We start from the raw sequence: 1,697 nt of genomic DNA, 5'->3' as shown, positions 1-1,697 counted from the left end.
GTCAGCCACGGCCGTACCTCTCCTCGGACTTCCAGAAGTAGACGAAACCGGCCGCGCCGGCCAGCAGTGCCCAGCCCACCGCGAACGCCCACACGTGCGGGGGCAGGTAGGAGGTTCCGTAGTCGTCGATCAGCGCGAAGCGGACCAGGTCCATGTAGACCGCCGCCGGGTTCCACTGCAGCACGTCGGCCAGCCGGCCGGGGACGTCCTTGTCGCGCAGCATCGCCGGGATGCTGAACATCACGCCCGAGGCGTACATCCAGGTACGCAGCACGAACGGCATCAGCTGCGCCAGGTCGGGCGTCTTGCTGCCCATCCGCGCGAAGACCAGCGCGAGACCGGTGTTGAACACGAACTGCAGCGTCAGCGCGGGCACCACCAGCAGCCACGACAGGCCCGGGAGGTTACCGAAGGCCAGCATGATGACGACCAGCACGATCATGGAGAACAGCAGCTGCTGGAGCTGCTGGAGCGCGAACGAGATCGGCAGCGAGGCCCGCGGGAAGTGCAGCGCCCGCACCAGGCCCAGGTTGCCGGAGATGGCCCGCACACCGGCCAGCACCGAGCTCTGCGTGAACGTGAACACGAACACGCCCGTCACCAGGAACGGCACGTACACATCACTCGGAATGCCCCGGTTGGCGCCCAGCAGCAGACCGAAGATGAAGAAGTACACCGCCGCGTTCAGCAGCGGCGTCGCCACCTGCCACAACTGGCCGAGCTTGGCCTGGCTGTACTGGGCGGTGAGCTTCGCCTGCGAGAAGGCGACGATGAAGTGCCGCCGCCCCCAGAGCTGACGCACGTACGCGCCGAGGGACGGCCGGGCGCCGCTGACCGTGAGGCCGTGCCGGGCGGCGAGGGCCGCGAGGTCGCCCTCGGCCGGTATCGGGGGCGGTGTGTGGAGGGCCTGACTCACATCCGCTGCTTTCGCTAGGGGGAGGGGTGGCAACGGGTTTCCGACGTCGGGACGGGACCGTATCGTCGTGACGGAAGCGTAGGTCGAATAGACGTCGGAACGCAACCGTATCGTCGCTACGGTGGCGGCCTATGCTGGCCGCATGACGACGAACGCCGACGAGCCGCAGCCGCGTCCGCGCCGCCGGGCGCCCGCCGGGGCCGCCGTACTGCGGGAGGACGTCACGGAGGCGATCCGGGCGGCCGTCTTCGAGGAGCTCGCCGCCGTCGGCTACGCGCGGATGTCGATCGAGGGGATCGCGCGCCGCGCGGGCGTCGGCAAGACCGCGGTGTACCGCCGCTGGCGCTCCAAACTGCACCTGGTCCTCGACCTGGTGTCCGCGATCGCCGTCCAGGGCCTGCCCGCCCCGGACACCGGCTCCCTGGAGAGCGACCTGCGCCTGCTGTACGAGGTCTCCTCCCGCGCCCTGCGCCACCCCGTCGCCTCACAGATCCTCCCCGACCTCCAGGCCGAGGCCGCCCGCAACCCCGACATCGCCGAGGCCCTGCAGAAGGCCCTGCGCGAGGGCCAGGACGGGGTGGCCAAGGGCATCGTCACCGCGGCGCAGACCCGCGGTGAACTCCGCCCCGGCACCGACCACGACCTGGCCCTGGACCTCATCTCGGGCCCCCTGTACTGGCGCTCGGTCGTCATCCGCAGTCCCAAGCTCCCCAAGGGCTACCTGGCCGCCCTGGCGCGGGCGACGACCGCGGCCCTGAAATCGCTCTGACCCCCGGCGGTC

Annotated in this window: 2 protein-coding genes; one reads left to right on the top strand and one right to left on the bottom strand. The window is 70.6% G+C overall.

Annotation, left to right across the window (positions count from 1 at the left end):
• Position 1: 1 nt before the first annotated feature.
• Complete coding sequence (locus B9S61_RS24030; protein WP_103544122.1) at positions 2-916, bottom strand: ABC transporter permease; 915 nt, start codon at positions 914-916, stop codon at positions 2-4.
• Between the two features lie 142 nt (positions 917-1,058).
• Between B9S61_RS24030 and B9S61_RS24025 the strand changes: the two genes are divergently transcribed.
• Complete coding sequence (locus B9S61_RS24025) at positions 1,059-1,685, top strand: TetR/AcrR family transcriptional regulator (protein WP_103544121.1); 627 nt, start codon at positions 1,059-1,061, stop codon at positions 1,683-1,685.
• Positions 1,686-1,697: the final 12 nt, after the last annotated feature.

The organism is Streptomyces sp. SM1 (assembly GCF_002910825.1).
Classification (GTDB): domain Bacteria; phylum Actinomycetota; class Actinomycetes; order Streptomycetales; family Streptomycetaceae; genus Streptomyces; species Streptomyces okerensis.
Note: the sequence above shows the minus strand (reverse complement) of the source record. Positions and strands in the feature narration are given on the sequence as shown.

Coding starts and splice junctions, on each gene's coding strand:
- B9S61_RS24025 (WP_103544121.1), top strand. CDS start 1,059: ATGACGACGAACGCCGACGAGCCGCAGCCGCGTCCGCGCCGCCGGGCG.